Source organism: Kangiella japonica, from assembly GCF_039523535.1.
In the GTDB taxonomy this organism is placed as follows: domain Bacteria; phylum Pseudomonadota; class Gammaproteobacteria; order Enterobacterales; family Kangiellaceae; genus Kangiella; species Kangiella japonica.
This window is the reverse complement of the sequence record NZ_BAAAFM010000001.1, coordinates 43,846-61,967: the sequence shown is the minus strand read 5'-3', so window position 1 is coordinate 61,967 and position 18,122 is coordinate 43,846. Positions and strand designations below refer to the sequence as shown.

Sequence of the window (18,122 nt, the reverse complement as noted above, 5' to 3'; positions counted from 1 at the left end):
TTTATGCCTAACTTATTAGCAATAGATACGGCGACGGAAGCTTGCTCAGTTGCCCTAGTCTTTAACCAGCAAGTTTTCACCCGTTCGAAAATAGCCCCTCGTGAGCATGGTGAGTTGATTCTGCCTATGGTGGATGAGGTTCTAAAAGAGGCCAAAGTAAAGCTGACAGATCTTGATGCAATCGTTTATGGGCAAGGTCCTGGAGCTTTTACTGGACTCAGAATCTGTATCAGCGTGGTACAAGGACTGGCTTTTGGAGCTGGCTTACCTGTTATTGGTATTTCGAGCTTACAAGCGATGGCTCAAGGCTTATATAGTCAGCGAAAAGAGAAACATGCATTGGCTGCAATCGACGCCCGCATGGGTGAGGTTTATTGGGGCCAGTATGAGCTATGGGATAATGTGATGACCCTTGTGGGCTCAGAAACTGTTTGCTCTCCTGAACTTGTCACAGTTTCCGCCCCCAATGCGTCTATAGTTTATAATGGGGTTGGTACTGGTTGGAAAACCTATGCAAGTGAGTTGTCTGCGACACTTAACTTGCCAACAGTTATACATACTGAGCCACTATATCCGTTTGCTGAATATATGTTGCCAATGGCGGAAAGGTTGTTCGAGCAAGGGCAGGCCATTCCAGCTGAGCAGGCCGTTCCTGTTTATCTGCGAGATAACGTAGCGAAAAAGGCTAAGCATCAATAATAGTGATGTATATTCGTCATTCAGCTTAGATTCACGCGCTTTTAAGTAAGCTGAAATATAAGTAACATGAATTTTTGAGCAACTGGATAATGGTAAGGGATAATTTAGGAGAAATTTAATGGTTAAACTATTAAAGCTTTCACTGGTCTTGGTGGCAGGCGCTGTTTTGGCAGGCTGTGCTTCAACGCCAGCGCAGATTCAATTTGAGCAGCCCAATATAAGCTTTACGCAGGTTGCTCAAAATCCTAGCGCCTATTCGGAAAAAGAAGTTCGTTGGGGTGGTATTGTGGCTCGGGTAGAGAATTTGGAGAACGATACTCTCATAGAGGTGGTCAATCTTCCTTTAGGTCGTCAAGCTCGCCCTGTAGCAAGTCAAGAAACGGGCGGCCGTTTTATCGCGCGTATCCCAGGTTTCCTAGATCCGATGATTTACACTCAAGGCAAAGAGATAACTGTTGTGGGTATGCTAGCTGAGCCAATGCCTGGCAAAGTAGGGGAGCATAAAATTAACTTCCCAGTAGTTGATGCGCGAGGCCATCAGTTATGGAAAGAACGCCCTAACTATGAGTATGTTGAAGTTTACTCGGTATGGGACCCTTACTGGTTCTATCACCGTCCTTACTACTGGCCGTACAACTATCGATATCGTGTCATCCGTCATGATCACCACTACGACCGTCGTCGACAGATGAATCGTGATGCGGAGAACCCAGCTCGAGAAAATTATCGAGGTGTACCAACTGAACCCGCCGTAAGAGACCCAGCTCCAAGAGTTAGAACTACCAACAGAGCGGTTCAAGGCAATGTAAACCAGTCGAGCCGAACGGTACAGCAAAAGTAAGCAAATAAAAAAGGAGCAAAAAAGCTCCTTTTTTTATACTTGAAATATACTATTCAGGCTTATCGTGGCCATAGAATTTAATATTTCGCTTAATTCGGTCTCGGCCATTCGATTGGCGCCAGCGGTTCGTATCTCTTAAAGAGTAAACACAGCCGCAATATTCCTGTTGATAGAACTCTTCGCGCTTTGAAATCTCAATCATACGCTGGGCGCCACCTTTCTTGCGCCAGTTGAAGGTCCAGTAGCGAACATCATCATAACGATCGGCAGCTCTAACACCACAGTCGTTGATTTGCTGCATGTTCTTCCAGCGTGAAATACCCAGTGTACTTGTGATTAAGTCAAAGCCATTTTCTGCAGCGTACAAAGCCGTTCGCTCAAAACGCATATCAAAGCATACTGTACAGCGTGCACCGCGCTCAGGCTCGTTTTCTAGCCCTTTAACGCGATCAAACCAGTTGTCTTTATCGTAGTCAGCATCAATAAACTCAATCCCCAGTTTGTCGCAAAAACGCTTGTTCTCGTTTTTACGAATTTCGTACTCTTCGATGGGGTGGATATTTGGATTGTAGAAAAACACCGTTTGCTGAATCCCCGATGCATGAACAGCTTCCATCACTTCCGCTGCACAAGGTGCACAGCAAGAGTGCATTAGAACTTTATCTTCGCCATTTGGCGTTTCTAATGCTGGACGTTCGTAATTGTCTACGGAATAGGGGTTCACACTTAACTCCAAGAGTTGTCAAACTCGTTCTATAACTGGCTATCTAGGCCGTAATGGTAAACTTAAGTGCTAATCGACGCAAGCTCGCTCGACGTACATCGTCTAAGTATCACTGCCTTAAATCGTAAATAATGGCTTGGCGTGAGCGTCGGACAAACCTTAAAAGTAACAAAACAGCAGCTATGGATAAGCCAACAATAATACCAATCCAAAAGCCTTCTACTTTAAGCCCTTGATGTTCAGCCAAATAGTAGCCAATGGGGAAGCCGAATATCCAATAAGCCACCGTCATGTAAATCATAGGCCATTTGGTATCTTTCATGCCACGAAGTGCTCCAGCGCTGTTTATTTGTAAACCGTCGGAGAACTGGAAGATTGCCGCTAAGAATATCAAGCTAGCGGCTAAATTAATAAGTTCAGGGTTGTCGGTGTAAAAGCCCACAAAATCATGCCTAAAGAGCAGCATTAGCGTCACTGAGACTGCTTGAAAGAAAACGCTAAGACCTATGCCACAAAAGCCTGCAAGGCGCATTTGACGGTAGTTTTGTTTGCCTTGCCAAAATCCCACACGCGCCGTAATGGCGACAGAGAGGCCAAGCGGCACCATAAAGGCGACCGTAGCGATGTTCATGGCAATTTGATGGGCACCGGTTAAGTCCACACCATAGCGGGCGACCATAATACCGATCATGCCAAACAGACTCACTTCCATGAACATACCCACAGCGATAGGCGAGCCAATGGAGAAATATTCCTTAACCAAGCTCCATTTTGGCCACTGGATGTTTTTGAAGATGTCCAGGTGTTCATAGCGGTGATTTTTGTAGGTGTAGAGCAGTAAGAATAAAAAGAGAATGGTCCAGACCAGGCTGGTGGCATAGCCTACCCCGACAGCGCCCATTGCTGGAACGCCAAAGCCCCCATAGATAAACCAGCTATTAAATAAAATATTAAACGGGATCACGCAGAACGAACACACCATAATCGCTTTAGTCGAGAAAAGCCCCTCATTAGAAGCCCTAAGTGCTAGAAATAAGAAAGCCGATAAAGCACCCCAGCTTAAGGCATGCAGATATTCTGCCGTAAGCCCTGCAATATCTGGAGTTACGCCCATGATTAACAAAGGTGCTTCCATGTTCCGTAAAATGAAAAAGACGATAATGCCAAAGATAAGACCGATAAATTGTCCCATCTGAAAGGTTTTGCCGATTTCTTTGTATTGCCCCTGGCCATTAAAGTGTGAAACCATTGGGTTTAAAGCGAAGCTCAGGCCAAGATATAAAGAGAAAACAATCATAAATGTATTGGCGCCAGTACCCACTGCAGCCAAAGCATGTTTACTGTAGTTACCAGCCATCAAGGTGTCCACTACGCCTAATGTCATTTGTGCTAACTGGGCGAGAATAGCAGGTATTGCGACTTTTATTAGGGCGCTACTTTCTTCACCAATTTGGCGTAATGAATGTTTTTCCATGATGGTTCTTCTATGGTTTGGTTGCTATCAACGCTTATGAAACTAAGCTTCAGGCAAGCTTAGTGCGCCAAGGGCAAAGCCGTGGGTCAAGAACTCGCCTAGTGGTAGCCGAGGCAGCTCTTCTAATTCATTCTTACTTAATACTAGGTTTTGATTAAGTTTTTGTATAGCTTCTGCGAGCCCTTTTGGGAACTGAAAGTAAATACCATTGATGAAGGTTAGTAGGGCTTGCTCGTATTCAAAATAAGCAATCCTAGCCAGAGGGTGTAGAACAACGCCCTCAGACATGGCTACTTCGGATAACTCTTGTGACTTAGCAAGACTAACGGTTTCGAGCATTTCAGGGTATTTTAGCTCAGTCACAGTTTTCCCCGCTGCAATCAACAGTTCCCTTTTATTCAGCAGCTTTGCGAGTTCCTGCTGTGACCACTCTGGAAGCTCTGAGTGAAGCGCCCCTAAAGCATGATACTTTTTCAGCTTACCTTCGTCGTGCCATAAACTATCAAATTCTAGCGAAGCGGAGCTTAATATAGAATCTAAAATAGAACCAATATTGGGTGCTCTAAAGCCAATTGAGTAGCAAATGCTGTTGTCAATGGAAATGCCCCAGTGTGGTGTTCCAGGTGGAATGTAAAGCACATCACCAGGGTTGACAATGACATCAATCGTCGCTTCAAAAGGCTCTACTTGGGAGATTTGAGGATGTGGGTTAATAGAGCTGACTTTTTGCCCTTTATACCCCACACGCCAGCGCCTTTGCCCTTCGCCTTGGACTAAAAACACATCGTACTTATCGAGATGCGGGCCTACACCACCGTTTTCTGTGGCAAATGACACCATGATGTCATCGAGTCGCCAACGGGGGAGAAAGTTACATGCCTTAGTTAGTTCCTGCAGAGGAGGGTGGAAGTAATCTAGGGACTGAACGAGTAGCGTCCAGTTTTCTTCGCCGAGATTCTCAAAGGTATCTTCTTGCAACGGTCCGTGAGATAGCTGCCAGCGCTGATGTTGAGAGTGTTGCTCAGGGTTCTGACTGTTGACCTTGTTTTGAATCAGGCGTGATTCTATATCATCATCTAAACTGTATCCCGCCAATTCTTCAGCGGTTATGAGTGCAGGATCGCCGGAGAAGCCACCGCGAATAAGCAATGGCTTCTTTTGCCAGTAGTCCGAAAGGAATTCCTCTGGACTCATATCTCCTAACATATTAGATTCGATCTGCACCATAACAACTTGTTTTACAATATATAATCTGTGAAGTTTAAATCGACTTGGCCTGAGACACTGCGTTACCGATATAAGTAGCAGGTGTTAACTCTTTAAGACGATCTTTTTCTTCCTGTGGAAGCTCAAGGCTGTCGATAAAGGCTTTTAAGTCTTCCTGAGTCACACGCTTACCACGAGTCAACTCTTTAAGCTTCTCGTATGGGTTAGGAATTGCGTAACGACGCATGACCGTTTGGATTGGCTCGGCTAGTAATTCCCAGTTCGAGTTCAACTCATCGAGTAAAGACTGTTCGTTCACTTCTAACTTTGAAATACCTTTTAAAGTCGCTTGATAGGCGATGACGCTGTGCGCAAAGCCTACGCCTAGAACACGCTGTACTGTAGAGTCGGAAAGGTCACGCTGCCAACGCGAAACTGGAAGTTTCATGGCTAAATGATCAAACAACGCATTAGCAATGCCTAAGTTACCTTCTGAGTTTTCGAAGTCGATAGGGTTTACTTTGTGTGGCATGGTAGATGAACCAATTTCACCAGCAATGGTTTTTTGCTTGAAGTGCCCAAGCGCAATATAGCCCCAAACATCACGGTCGAAATCTAAGATGATAGTGTTGTAGCGTGCGATAGCGTCGAACAACTCAGCCATGTAATCGTGTGGCTCGATTTGTGTGGTGTAAGCATTCCAAGTTAAGCCTAAAGACGTTACAAACTCTTCGGCGAAGCTTTGCCAGTCGAAATCCGGATAGGCTGATAAGTGCGCGTTATAGTTACCCACAGCGCCGTTAATCTTGCCCAAAAACTCTTGGTTTTGTATGTGCTTTAGCTGACGCTCTAGACGGTAAACCACGTTCGCCATTTCCTTGCCCATCGTGGAAGGAGAGGCTGGTTGGCCGTGTGTGCGAGACATCATTGGAATGTTCACAAACTGTGCCGCTAGATCACGGATCGAATTCACAACCTGCTTCTGATAATCAAGCAAGGCTTCAGTACCTTCTTTTAGCATCAAAGCATAAGACAGGTTGTTGATATCTTCTGAGGTACAGGCGAAGTGAATAAACTCACTGACTTTGGCAACTTCGTCGTTTGCTTCAACTTGCTCTTTTAAGAAGTATTCTACGGCTTTTACGTCGTGGTTAGTCGTGCGCTCAATTTCTTTAATACGGTTAGCGTTTTCTTCTGAAAAATTAGCAACGATATTGTCTAATAGGGTATTGGCAGCGTCTGAGAATTCTGGAACTTCTTTAATTTCGGCAGCTTTAGAAAGCGCCTGTAACCAACGAACCTCAACGGTTACGCGGTATTTTAAGAGTCCATACTCGCTGAAAATTGGGCGTAAATCGGCTGCTTTTGAACCATAGCGACCATCGACTGGGGATATTGCTGTTAAAGCGGAAAGTTGCATCGTCATACCTTATCCGTAAAAGCTAAAGTTAATCAATTCTTAGAAGTCGCCGATCATACCTTAACTGCCTGCTTTTCGCACCTTTTGTCACAACAAAACTTATAATGAAAAGCATAAATAAAGCCAGAGTAATCTGGCTTAATGAGGAGTAAGTTAGCCTATGCTTTATCATTACCCTAGCTTATAAGGTTATGGGGATGGCTAGAGAGAAAGCCTAGGGCCTTTGAGGACAAACTGAATAAGATAGGTCTCACATTATTCAGATGCTGTGTTATAATCAGCCGCCGATTTTCGGAGGAGTTAGCTAAAAATGAATCAAATTAGTTTAAAAATCGTCCAAATTGTCCGAATTGATAGCTAACGACAATTTACTGGGCTTTCCTTCGTAAAAGATAGAATTTGCCAAAATGAGGAAAATAGCGTGTTAGAAGCATACAGAAAACATGTAGCAGAACGTGCTGAGCAAGGTATTCCACCTTTGCCTTTGAGCGCCGAACAAGTCAATGAGCTTGTTGAATTATTGAAAAACCCACCTGCTGGTGAGGAAGCGTTTTTAGTTGAATTATTGACTGATCGTGTTCCTCCAGGCGTTGATGAAGCTGCTTATGTTAAAGCAGGTTTCTTGGCGGCGATTGCAAAAGGCGAAGCAGAATCACCTTTAGTGAACAAAGAACACGCTGTGAAACTATTAGGTACTATGCTTGGTGGTTATAACATCGCAACTTTGGTTGAGCTTTTAGAAGATAAAGACTTAGCAGAGCTAGCGGGCGAGCAGTTGAAAGACACTTTGTTAATGTTCGACGCGTTCCATGATGTTGCTGAAAAAGCGGACAAAGGCAACCAAGTAGCTAAAGATGTGATCAAGTCTTGGGCGGAAGGCGAGTGGTTCACTAAAAAGCCAAAGCTAGAAGAAAAAATCACATTAACAGTATTCAAAGTGCCTGGCGAAACGAATACCGATGACTTGTCACCAGCACAAGACGCTTGGTCGCGTCCTGACATCCCATTGCACTCTTTAGCAATGCTTAAAAATGCCCGTGACGGCATCACACCTGATAAAGAAGGCGAAATCGGCCCAATCAGTACAATTGAAAAGCTTGAAGAAAAAGGTCATCCAATCGTTTATGTGGGCGATGTTGTAGGTACTGGTTCTTCACGTAAATCTGCAACAAACTCTGTATTGTGGTTGATGGGTAACGATATCCCGCACGTTCCTAACAAGCGCGCTGGTGGTTTCTGTTTCGGTAGTAATATCGCACCAATTTTCTATAACACCATGAAAGACGCGGGCGCTATGCCAGTTGAGCTAGACGTGTCTAAAATGGAGATGGGTGATGTAATCGACTTCTACCCATACGAAGGCAAAGTTACTAAGAACGGCGAAGTTATTGCTGAGTTTGAATATGATAGCAAGGTTATTTTTGACGAAGTTCAAGCTGGTGGTCGTATCCCGCTTATCATTGGTCGCGGCTTAACTGAGCGTGCTCGTGAGTATATGGGTCTTGAAGCTAATGATTTGTTCCGTAACGCTGAAGACGTTAAGGATACAGGTAAAGGTTATACATTGGCTCAGAAAATGGTTGGTCGTGCTTGTGGTGTTGAAGGCGTTCGTGCCGGTCAATACTGCGTACCAAAAATGACTACAGTTGGCTCGCAAGATACGACCGGTCCAATGACTCGTGATGAACTTAAAGACTTGGCATGTTTAGGCTTCTCAGCAGACTTAGTGATGCAATCTTTCTGTCACACGGCAGCGTATCCTAAACCTGTTGACGTTGATACTCAGCACACATTGCCAGACTTCATCATGAACCGTGGTGGTGTTTCATTGCGTCCTGGCGACGGTATTATCCACAGCTGGTTGAACCGTATGTTGCTTCCAGACACAGTCGGTACGGGTGGTGACTCGCATACGCGTTTCCCATTAGGAATTTCGTTCCCAGCGGGTTCTGGCTTGGTTGCTTTCGCAGCTGCGACGGGTGTTATGCCACTTGATATGCCTGAGTCAGTATTGGTTCGCTTTAAAGGTAAGCGTCAGCCTGGTATTACGCTACGTGACCTTGTACACGCAATTCCTTATCAAGCGATTCAAGACGGTCTTCTTACTGTTGAAAAAGCCGGTAAGAAAAACATCTTCTCTGGCCGAATCCTTGAGATTGAAGGTCTTGAGGACTTAACTGCTGAGCAGGCATTCGAGCTTTCTGATGCTTCAGCTGAGCGCTCTGCTGCTGGTTGTACTATTAAACTTAGTGAAGAGTCTGTCGCTGAGTACTTAGAGTCGAACATTGTTTTATTGAAATGGATGATTTCTAACGGTTATGGTGATGAGCGTACGATTTCTCGACGTGTTGAGAAAATGCAAGAGTGGCTGGATAACCCAAGCTTGTTATCTGCAGACAAAGATGCTGAGTACACGGCTGTTATCGAAATCGACATGGATAACTTAAAAGAGCCTGTACTTTGTGCCCCTAACGATCCAGATGACGCGCGTTTACTAAGCGAAGTTGCTGGCGATACCATTGATGAAGTATTCATCGGTTCTTGTATGACTAACATTGGTCACTTCCGTGCTGCGGCTAAATTGCTAGAAGATGTTGAAGCTGGCACATTAGCAACGCGTCTTTGGATTGCTCCACCAACGAAGATGGATGAGCACCAGTTAATGGAAGAAGGACACTATAATACCTTTGGTCGCTCTGGAGCACGTTTAGAAATGCCAGGTTGTTCATTGTGTATGGGTAACCAAGCTCGAGTAGCACCAAAGTCTACAGTTGTATCAACCTCGACGCGTAACTTCCCGAACCGTTTAGGTCAAGGTGCAAACGTATACCTAGCTTCCGCTGAGTTAGCATCTGTAGCTGCTGTAATCGGTCGCTTGCCTTCGGTCGAAGAGTATATGGAGTACGCTAAGAAGATTGATTCAATGGCGGATGATATCTATGTTTATATGAACTTCCATCAGATGGAAGAGTATAAACAACAAGCAAACAAGGTCACTATTCCTGTAACAAATAAGGTTACAGTTGGTGCCTAGTAAGCTCTTCAACAAAAAGCCCGCTTTAAGCGGGCTTTTTTGTATCTACCAAAATAAATAGGTTTTACCTTTTCTTGGATTTCTTTGAATACTCTTTAAGACTAACAACTTTGCTGTCGTATAAAACGCTGTGATGAAGGTTATCAAAATACTTTGTTTCGATTTGCTTTAGTGAGAGTGGCGGATCAAAGTAGAACCCTTGGAATAAACAGCACTGCTCAGCCAGTAGATAATTTAACTGCTCTTTTGTTTCTACACCTTCAGCAATAACCTCTAGCCCCATGTCGTGACTCATATTAATGATGGTATTGATGATAGTTTCGCTATCAGTATCGCCAGGAATATCTTTTACGAAGGAACGGTCAATCTTCAGTTTGTCTAGTGGTAATCTCTTGAGATAATTGAGCGACGAGTAGCCGGTGCCAAAGTCATCAATCGAAAGCTTCAAGCCAAGTTTTTTTAACTGATTTAGAACTTCAATTGAGGCTCTTCCCTCGTGCAGCAGCACAGTCTCGGTTATCTCTAACTCTAATAAGTGCGGAGGAATTTTAGTTTGCTCTAAGAGCTTTTCAATATACTCCACTAAATTAGAGCTGCGTATTTGAACAGCGGATAAATTTACCGTAATGAAAGGGGAGTAACCATAAGTCTCCAACCAATATTTAATCTGGTGGCAGACTTGCTTAAGTACCCACTCGCCAATTGGGACGATTAAATGATTCTGCTCAGCAATTGGAATAAACTCTGTTGGCGATACAATTCCCTCGGTTGGGTGACTCCAGCGCAGTAAGGCTTCTGCGCCTATACATTTATAATCGTCGTCGGCAATTTGAGGCTGGAACCTTAAGATAAACCGAGACTCTTGCAGGGCTTTGTGTAACTCGCACTCCAGCACGTGTCTTCTAACTACAGCCTTTTCCATGGCTCTTGTGAATACTGCATAGCGATTTCTTCCCATCGACTCGGCGTAGTACATTGCAGTTTCAGCGCGCTTAATTATAGACTCAACTGTCTTGGCGCTAGTAGGGTAGATGACAATTCCTATACTTGCAGTTGTAAAAAGTTTATTGCCTTCGAACTCATACTCCTGAGCTATTGCGAAATTAATAACCTCAGCTATATTTTTTGCGAAGCTTTCTGCTTTAGAGGGGTGGCCACTTAAGTGATTAAGGTGAACAATAAATTCATCGCCACTATGACGCGCTACTGTATCGCTGTCTCTAACTTGGGATTTTATGCGGCGAGCCACTTCTTTTAAAAGCTCATCACCTATAGCGTGTCCTAGAGAGTCGTTGATGTTCTTAAAATAGTCTAAATCGATAAATAAGACGGCGCCATTATGCCCATAACTTTTTGTTAAGACTAAGGACTGTTCTAATCGGTCATTAAGCAAGAGCTTGTTTGGTAAACCGGTTAACAAGTCATGCTGAGCCATGTGTTTAATTTGGTTTTCGTAGGCTTTCGATTCGGTGATGTCAACTCCAACAGTCACTACAGAAGGGGTTCTACTGTAGCGTGTGATGAAAGGGACTTTAGAGACGTTTAAGATGAACTTTTCATTATCAACATTATAGGTTTCAATTTCTTTTTGGAGAGCGTGAGCATCACGTCTTAATAACAACTCTTCATCATCAAAAAGGTTAGCCGCCTTTTGAGCCTTCTCCAGAATGTCTTCTTTATCGTGATGCTTTTTGCCCGCTCTATCGATACCGAAAAACTTGGCAGCGTAGCGATTTGCCAGAATTAACTTTCCTTTCGCGTTTGTGGCAAAAATCATGTGTGGTACAAGATTGATAATCTGACGAATTTTATCGCTTTGCTCTTCTATGTGCTGGGTTTTTATCTTTACTTGCTGACGTAATAATATAGAAATTAAGGCTAACATGAGCAAAAGTCCGAGGACGGCTAATAGAACATAAATAACCCATGGTGGGATAGACTGGTCTTGCTCTATTTCAGATAGGTACTTATTTTTAAGAGCAAAGTAGGGCGATTCTTTATCGTAACGCCAAAGTTTTGTGTAATGATCGATGGTTTTTAAAAGGCTATCGTTAGTATTTTTTGCAGTTGCAAAGAGTACTTTTCTTGGTTCGAAGGCTATAGGGGTTCTTTTTACGAATTCATTAGAATAGCCATAACTAACAAGGTTGCTAGTGACGAATGCGCTGACTTTCCTACTTTCCAAGAGCTCGAAGGCTTCTTCGTATGTACTAACCTCTTTAAAATTACATTCAATAATAAAAAGGTTGCACAAACCGGCTAGCTTTTCCCCATAAATTTCATTTTTAATAATGGCTATTGTTTTGCCAGATAAGCCAAGAATATTCTTCGGAGTTTCCTCGGAGCGGTGGACAAAAACCTGCCCCCAGCCGGTTAGAATGCCTATGTCGTTATAGTCTAAATATTCAGCGCGTTCTTCGGAATAAGAAATAAAAGGGATAAGATCGATTTGATTATTTAATGCGGCAGGGATGACTTCTGGCCAATAAAGTCTGACCCATTCAAGTTCCCAGTGTTCAAGCTTAGCAAGCTCGTTCAGCAGCTCAACCATAAAGCCACTATAGCTACCATCTGGGTTCACTTCCATAATAGGGGGCGCGTGGAACATAGCTACCCTTAAAGAACGTACGGGTTCTTCATTACCATGGTCAGCTTTAGCTCCAGTTGCGAACAGTTGAAGTAGGAACAAGCAAGTCACTAGCACTAGAGCTTTAAAGTTTAATCGATGCACAATTGTCCCCCTCAATTAACCCACTTTATTATTTTTATGCTGTTTTAGCAATATAATTACGGCTAACTAATTTCGTTTCTACGGGGGCTAGACTCTAACCAATGTAAGGCATCTTTCTTATTTTGGAAGATACCAATAGGGTACCTTAGGGATAGTTTAGGAGGGTTGTTTTGTAATTGATTAGCATAAACTAGCTCTAGGTAGTGCTTCTCTAGCACTGACATATTGCCCGTGCTTAAGACGTATGCAATGGCACTGTACATGCCTTGATGTTTTTTAGACTTTAAATAAGCTCGGCTGTCTGAAGACCAGTCAGCAATACCGTCTAACATTACTAATAACTGTGGAGACTTGGCGTGGTGTTGATGATATTCGGATGATATATGTTGATCATTAGCAGTAAAAAAATCTTCGCAGAGCTCTACGTTATAGGGGAACTTCACGTAGAGTATCTGGTTGTGGGATTCAATTATAGATGCACAGCGATGCACCCCATTAACTTCCTTTGTATCTTGTGGATCGCTGTAATCAAAGTTATTAGACATTAAAGCAAAGGCCTCTGTTCGGTGTGGAGTAAACAGTTGCATTGTAGTGTTTTTGCTCTAATATCATTGTCATATTGTTTAAAATTAATACAAAAAGAGCAGCCCTAGAGCTGCTCTTAAACTTTTTTACATTGTTGAAATGTTAGTATTTGTTAAATCAAGTCTTTATCTAACAATCTTCATTTCTTTAATTAAGTTTTGAGCATTATCTACATGCTCCATAACCCATAACATGTAGGCGCTACTAACGTGTATTGAGCGATTGAGTTCTGGGTTGTAGTCCCAATCACCAATGATTGACTCATAAACACCATCAAATAATAAGCCTACGAACTCAGCATTGGCGTTCATTGTTGGTGAACCTGAGTTTCCGCCAGTGGTGTCCACTGTCGACAAGAAGTTTACTTGGACGCTATTTAAATCAGAATCTTCATATTCACCGTAAGTCTTGCTTTTAATCAGCTCAAGTTGCTTCTGTGGCGAGTTAAATGGCTCTTCGCCTGTATGTTTAGCACTAATACCTTCGAGCGTAGTAAATGGTGTCGCTAACATGCCGTCTTGTGGTGAGTAACCTTTAACGTTGCCATAAGTCACACGAAGTGTGCTATTAGCGTCAGCGTACAAAGGCTTTCCTTTGGACTTATAGAAGTCGATGATGGCTGCCATGTATTGTGGACGTAACTTTTTGAACTTACCTGACTGCTCTTTATCCTTAAGCTCTTTTTCGTGCTTCTCATCATAAGTCGCAACAGCAAGCTGGATGAAAGGATCGTCAGAGTTTTTAAAGTCTTCTACTGACTTGCCAACCCAGCTTAAACGAACGTCTTGATCGGTAAGCTGAGTTTTAGCGAACATTTCATCGACTTTGCGGTTAAATTTATCAGCGTTGAACTCACCACTGATGCCCATGTATTTGTCATAGCTTTTAACGCGATCTTTGGCTGGTAACTCCGCGTAAACGGCTACAAAGTGCTTGTATAAAGCTTTTTCTACATCAGCATCCCAACGGCGGTTCATGCGCTTGAGGCCTTCCTTGATACGTGTTAAGTCACGCTCTTGGAAACCAGGCTCGCGCTCTGCATCAGGCTTTTCGCTTTCAATGGCAAGGCGATAAAGTCGTGCCGCTGTTCCGCTTAAAGTATCGCGGTTCATGCCCCACTTTTTCATTTGAACAGCTTGGTCTTTAAGATCTTCTTTAATTAAAGCATCTAGAGCTGCAAGAGCATCACCGTGTTTTTCCTTCATTTCAGGATTATCAAGTAACCAGGCTTCAAGTTCTGATTCAAGATTTTGCTTGCGCTCCAGCAAATCGCCTTTGCCATAGCTTTCGATCATGCTGCCCCAGTTTTTCTCGGCGTTATTTAAGCCAGCTAAGGTGCTAGCGTACTTAACGCGCGCGTCGCTGCCTTCCGGTGCATTTTCTTTAATAATATCGATGTATTTATGCAAAATAGTGCGGAAGGTAGGGTAGCTCCACTCGAACTGATTCTTAACTTCGGCGCTTGTGCGGTATCGGTTTGTACGACCTGGATAACCAGTAACCATAACAAAATCATTTTCAGATACGCCGTTGGCGTTAACTTTTAAAAAGTGTTTAGGCTCATACGGAACGTTGTCTTTTGAAAAATCCGCTGGCTTTCCATCTTTACCAACGTAAGCACGATAGAATGCGAAGTCACCGGTATGACGAGGCCACATCCAGTTATCAATGTCGCCACCATATTTACCAATATGTGAAGACGGCGCATAAACTAGGCGTACGTCGCGAATTTCCATTTGCTTAATTAGGTAATACTCTAAACCACCGTGGAAAGAGTACACATTACAGCGATACCCTTCGTCAGCTTCACAATCAGCAACTAAAGACTTTTCTTTCGTTTCTACGGCCTTATAACGATCCATGCCAGACATTTCGTCTGTTAAACCATCGTTAATACTGTGTGTAACGTTTGTAACTTCTGTAGTTACATAAACACGCGAACCTGGAGCTGCTGCTAACTCTTCAGAGAAGTCTTTTGCCAAAAAGCCTTTTTCTAGCAAGTTATTTTCAGCAGTAGAGTTAAATTGAATACTTCCGTAGGCACAGTGGTGATTTGTCGCTACTAATCCTTTTGGTGATAGGAATGAAGCTGTACAGCCACCTAAACTAATCACAGCACCCATCGGGAACTCAGTAAGCTTGGTCAGGTTTTTTGGATCGATTTCTAAGCCAGCTTGTTTAAGCTGCTCTTCGATTTGAGGTAGTTGGTTTGGTTGCCACATACCTTCGTCTGCCATCAATGGCGATGCGGCTGTTGCTACTGAAATAGCTACAGCTGACAATATCTTCTTCATGGAATATCCCCTGAGATCGCGGTTTATAAGTTTCTAAATTTTTATCCAGCGTTAAATATAAAGAGATCAGCAACAATTTCCAGTGGACGTTAGTAGTAAAATGTAAATAAGTGTTGCAGTAAGTGTCGTCATTGCGAGTCTACGGAGTAGGCGTGGCAATCTATTTTAGGTTTATAGTTTTAATAATGTGTTTCGCCACTCGGCGAGATACTTTCTCTTGGTGAGCAAGAGAATGTATCCAAAGAGAAGCTCATCCCTATATTGAGGTCATGCAAGCATGACTGCCTGTACAGTGAATAAAATACTTAACGCAACAGAGTTTACAGCACATCCATGTGCCGAAAACTCTTAGCAAAATCATCCAAGATTTTGCTTGCTATATTTTGCTCACAGTACAGCTCAATATAATGGGGTAAAAGTGGCATATTGATAGAGCTTTAGTCAATATCTAGTAATAAATGAGCTAATAATGAAAAGCGAATCTAGGAAAGGTTTAGTGTGATGCCTGATATCGTCTTTAGACAGCTTTTGTTATCTTAGTGCGTTAAGTAGAGAATAGTTGGAGTGTTCGAGGGTTTTTAAAGTAGCGAACGATGGTGTGACGAGGTGAAAACGTGAGGAAAACCGCGTCATTGCGAGCCTACGGAGTAGGCGCGGCAATCTTTGGCAGATCACTTCGGTGTTTTGCAACACCTCGCAATGACGGTGCAGCAAGTTAAACGTTCATTTCAGGAACGTTATCTGGAATAACTAAATCCGCTTCCGTTTTCTCTTTAATTTCTTCTACTGATACGCCTGGAGCACGTTCGATAAGGTGGAATGCACCATCTTTGATTTCCATTAAGGCAAGTTCAGTAATGACGCGTTTAATGCACTGTGCGCCTGTTAGCGGAAGTGTACATTCTTTTAGAATCTTTGACTGACCGTGTTTATTGGCGTGGGTCATTGTAACAATGATGTTTTCAGCGCCGGCAACTAAGTCCATCGCGCCGCCCATGCCTTTTACCAACTTGCCAGGAATCATCCACGAAGCGATGTTGCCTTGCTGGTCAACTTCAAATGCGCCCAAAACGGTTAAGTCAACATGGCCGCCGCGGATCATTGCGAAACTTTCTGCTGAAGAGAAGAAGGCTGCGCCTGTAGCTGCGGTTACCGTTTGCTTACCAGCGTTGATAAGATCTGGGTCAATTGTTTCTTCGGTCGGGAACTCGCCCATACCAAGCAAACCGTTTTCAGATTGCATCATTACCTCAACGCCTTTTGGAACATAGTTAGCGACGAGGGTAGGGATGCCAATACCAAGGTTTACGTAGAAACCATCTTCTAATTCTTGCGCCACTCGCATGGCGATTTGTTCACGAGATAGTGCCATGATTGCGCTCCTTATGATTTTATCGTGCGTTGTTCGATACGTTTCTCAAAGTTTTCGCCTTTGATAACGCGTTGAACGTAGATACCAGGAGTGTGAATAAAGTTTGGATCTAACTCACCTGGCTCGACAATCTCTTCAACTTCAGCAACTGTGATTTTGCCGGCTGTAGCCATCATAGGGTTAAAGTTCATGGCTGTTTTATTGAAGATTAAGTTGCCCATAGTGTCTGCTTTCCAAGCTTTAATCAAAGCGAAGTCTGCCGTTAGTGAAGGCTCCAGAACATAATCACGACCATCGATATTGCGCGTTTCTTTGCCTTCTGCAACCTTAGTACCGAAACCAGTGGCCGTGAAAAAAGCTGGGATACCAGCGCCGCCGGCACGAATTTTTTCAGCTAAAGTACCTTGTGGCGTTAGAATAACTTCCATCTCGCCAGATAATAATAGCTTTTCAAACAACTCGTTCTCACCAACGTAAGAGCCGATCATAGTGCTGATTTGACGTTTTTCTAACCATTTACCTAAGCCAAAACCATCAACACCTGCGTTGTTTGAAATGGCCGTTAAGCCTTTGCAACCCATGTTATAAACTTGCTCAATTAAGCCTTCAGGGATACCACATAGGCCAAAACCGCCAACCATGACGGTCATATCGTCTTTGAAACCTTCTAAGGCCTCTTCGTAACTATTTACGACTTTATTAAAACCTGACATTCTAATTCCTCGTCATATTTTAAGAGTATTTATCATCACCAGTCTGGTGAGCTACTTTTCGTTACTTCCTAATAAAACTATTTTCTCTTAGAGAGCACAGCGTTCGCTACGCGCGATACTGGCTTCCTGCCAAGTTGATCGGAAATATAGACTCCAGCATCAACCAGTTTATCTAAATCAATTCCAGTCTTGATACCAAGACCATTCAGCATGTAGACCACATCTTCGGTAGCGACGTTCCCCGTAGCGCCAGGCGCATAAGGGCATCCGCCAAGACCAGCGACAGAGCTATCGATAGTGGTTACACCTAGCTCTAAGCAAGCATATAGATTTGCTAGCGCTTGTCCATAGGTATCGTGGAAGTGGCAAGCAAGTTTGTCTACTGGAACCACTTTGCTCACAGCTTCAATCATGGCCTTTGCTTTTGCAGGTGTGCCGACGCCGATAGTATCACCTAAAGAAATCTCATAGCAGCCTAGGTCGTATAAGTCTTTAGCGACTTTCGCTACCTGTTCGGGTGCAATCTCACCATCGAAAGGGCAGCCCAAGACGCAAGAAACATAGCCCCGCACTTTGATGCCGTGCTTTTTAGCCTCGGCAACAACAGGTTTAAAACGCTCAATCGACTCGGCAATAGAGCAGTTAATGTTTTTCTGAGAGAAACCTTCCGAAGCTGCTGCGAACACAGCAACTTCTTCGGCATTACCGGCGAGCGCACCCTCGAAGCCTTTGATGTTAGGCGTTAGCACTGGGAAAGTTACATCAGGATGAGCTTCTTTTAGTGGTTTCAACGCCTGCATCATTTCATGATGATCCGACATTTGTGGAACCCACTTCGGGGACACAAAAGCTGTGGCCTCGATATGCTTTTCGCCAGTTTCAATTAAGCGCTTTATAAGCTCGACTTTTACTTCTGTCGACACGGGCTGCTTTTCATTTTGTAGCCCGTCACGAGGGCCCATCTCTACGATGCGCACCTCGCTAGGTAAATGCTCAATATGATCGTCTACCATTACCATGACAGTCTCC

The 18,122-nt window shown here is 43.6% G+C and carries 13 protein-coding genes; 3 read left to right on the top strand and 10 right to left on the bottom strand.

Annotated features, from left to right (window positions below):
• The first annotated feature begins 3 nt into the window (after positions 1 to 3).
• Positions 4 to 699, top strand: a complete 696-nt coding sequence (gene tsaB, locus ABD128_RS00240) for a tRNA (adenosine(37)-N6)-threonylcarbamoyltransferase complex dimerization subunit type 1 TsaB (RefSeq protein ID WP_343985048.1) — start codon at positions 4 to 6, stop codon at positions 697 to 699.
• 118 nt (positions 700 to 817) lie between these two features.
• A complete protein-coding gene (locus tag ABD128_RS00235; RefSeq protein WP_343985046.1) occupies positions 818 to 1,540 on the top strand; it encodes a Slp family lipoprotein in 723 nt (240 codons plus the stop codon).
• Positions 1,541 to 1,589: 49 nt separating this feature from the next.
• Here ABD128_RS00235 and ABD128_RS00230 read toward each other — a convergent pair whose 3' ends face one another.
• The 4 genes from ABD128_RS00230 to purB all read right to left on the bottom strand — a co-directional run bounded on the left by ABD128_RS00230 (position 1,590) and on the right by purB (position 6,364).
• Positions 1,590 to 2,192 (bottom strand): epoxyqueuosine reductase QueH, encoded by a 603-nt coding sequence (locus ABD128_RS00230; protein WP_343986520.1) that lies wholly within the window; start codon positions 2,190 to 2,192, stop codon positions 1,590 to 1,592.
• A 181-nt stretch (positions 2,193 to 2,373) separates the two neighbouring features.
• Positions 2,374 to 3,738 (bottom strand): MATE family efflux transporter, encoded by a 1,365-nt coding sequence (locus ABD128_RS00225; RefSeq protein ID WP_343985044.1) that lies wholly within the window; start codon positions 3,736 to 3,738, stop codon positions 2,374 to 2,376.
• 42 nt (positions 3,739 to 3,780) lie between these two features.
• Positions 3,781 to 4,932 (bottom strand): cupin domain-containing protein, encoded by a 1,152-nt coding sequence (locus ABD128_RS00220; RefSeq protein WP_343985042.1) that lies wholly within the window; start codon positions 4,930 to 4,932, stop codon positions 3,781 to 3,783.
• 67 nt (positions 4,933 to 4,999) lie between these two features.
• Positions 5,000 to 6,364 carry an adenylosuccinate lyase gene (gene purB / locus ABD128_RS00215; RefSeq protein ID WP_343986517.1) on the bottom strand — a complete coding sequence of 455 codons (1,365 nt, stop codon included), beginning with the start codon at positions 6,362 to 6,364 and terminating at the stop codon, positions 5,000 to 5,002.
• A 421-nt stretch (positions 6,365 to 6,785) separates the two neighbouring features.
• Here purB and acnB point away from each other — a divergent pair, with 421 nt between their 5' ends.
• Positions 6,786 to 9,398, top strand: coding sequence for a bifunctional aconitate hydratase 2/2-methylisocitrate dehydratase (gene acnB / locus ABD128_RS00210; protein WP_343985040.1), 2,613 nt, complete (start codon positions 6,786 to 6,788; stop codon positions 9,396 to 9,398).
• A gap of 64 nt (positions 9,399 to 9,462) precedes the next feature.
• Here acnB and ABD128_RS00205 read toward each other — a convergent pair whose 3' ends face one another.
• The 6 genes from ABD128_RS00205 to ABD128_RS00180 form a co-directional block, all read right to left on the bottom strand.
• Positions 9,463 to 12,129 (bottom strand): EAL domain-containing protein, encoded by a 2,667-nt coding sequence (locus tag ABD128_RS00205; protein ID WP_343985038.1) that lies wholly within the window; start codon positions 12,127 to 12,129, stop codon positions 9,463 to 9,465.
• 62 nt (positions 12,130 to 12,191) lie between these two features.
• The gene (locus ABD128_RS00200; RefSeq protein WP_343985036.1) at positions 12,192 to 12,674 is read right to left on the bottom strand and encodes a DUF7793 family protein; all 483 of its coding nucleotides are present in this window, start codon (positions 12,672 to 12,674) and stop codon (positions 12,192 to 12,194) included.
• 165 nt (positions 12,675 to 12,839) lie between these two features.
• Positions 12,840 to 15,008 (bottom strand): S46 family peptidase, encoded by a 2,169-nt coding sequence (locus ABD128_RS00195; protein WP_343985034.1) that lies wholly within the window; start codon positions 15,006 to 15,008, stop codon positions 12,840 to 12,842.
• Between the two features lie 715 nt (positions 15,009 to 15,723).
• The gene (locus ABD128_RS00190) at positions 15,724 to 16,380 is read right to left on the bottom strand and encodes a CoA transferase subunit B (protein ID WP_343985032.1); all 657 of its coding nucleotides are present in this window, start codon (positions 16,378 to 16,380) and stop codon (positions 15,724 to 15,726) included.
• An 11-nt stretch (positions 16,381 to 16,391) separates the two neighbouring features.
• Positions 16,392 to 17,093: a CoA transferase subunit A gene (locus ABD128_RS00185; RefSeq protein WP_343985031.1), complete on the bottom strand. Its 702-nt coding sequence runs from the start codon at positions 17,091 to 17,093 to the stop codon at positions 16,392 to 16,394.
• 77 nt (positions 17,094 to 17,170) lie between these two features.
• On the bottom strand, positions 17,171 to 18,112 hold the full coding sequence (locus ABD128_RS00180; protein WP_343985030.1) for a hydroxymethylglutaryl-CoA lyase: 942 nt from the start codon (positions 18,110 to 18,112) through the stop codon (positions 17,171 to 17,173).
• Positions 18,113 to 18,122: the final 10 nt, after the last annotated feature.